Genomic DNA, 453 nt, shown 5'->3' with positions numbered 1-453 from the left:
TCACGGGCAAACGGGAAGTCGCCGGCTTGCCGTACGACGGCGAAGTCATCGGCGCCGTGCAGCGTTCATCCAGCGACTCGACCACCCGCGACATCGTCGTCTGCGCGGCGGGGACGCTACCGGCCGAGCTGCATAAACTGTGGCGGACAAGCACGCCGGGCGGCTACCACATGGAATACGGCTATTCGTGCATGGGCTATGAAATCGCGGGCGGCCTCGGCGTCAAGATGGCCAGACCCGATGCCGAGGTGATCGTCATGGTGGGCGACGGCAGCTATCTGATGATGAATTCGGAAATCGCCACCTCCGTCATGCTGGACAAAAAACTCATCATCGTCGTGCTCGACAACCGGGGCTACGGCTGCATCAACCGATTGCAGCAGGCCTGCGGCAATGCCTCGTTCAACAATATGTTGCCCGACAGCGCCCCGCGTATCGACTTCGCCCTGCATG

1 protein-coding gene is annotated in these 453 nt (G+C 61.8%); it reads left to right on the top strand.

What is annotated here, in order from left to right:
• The coding region (locus GCN78_RS28935) for a thiamine pyrophosphate-dependent enzyme (protein WP_226939880.1) at positions 1–453 on the top strand (453 nt) is incomplete at both ends.

It is taken from the genome of Janthinobacterium rivuli, assembly GCF_009208735.1.
Classification (GTDB): domain Bacteria; phylum Pseudomonadota; class Gammaproteobacteria; order Burkholderiales; family Burkholderiaceae_D; genus Janthinobacterium.
Note: the sequence above shows the minus strand (reverse complement) of the source record. Positions and strands in the feature narration are given on the sequence as shown.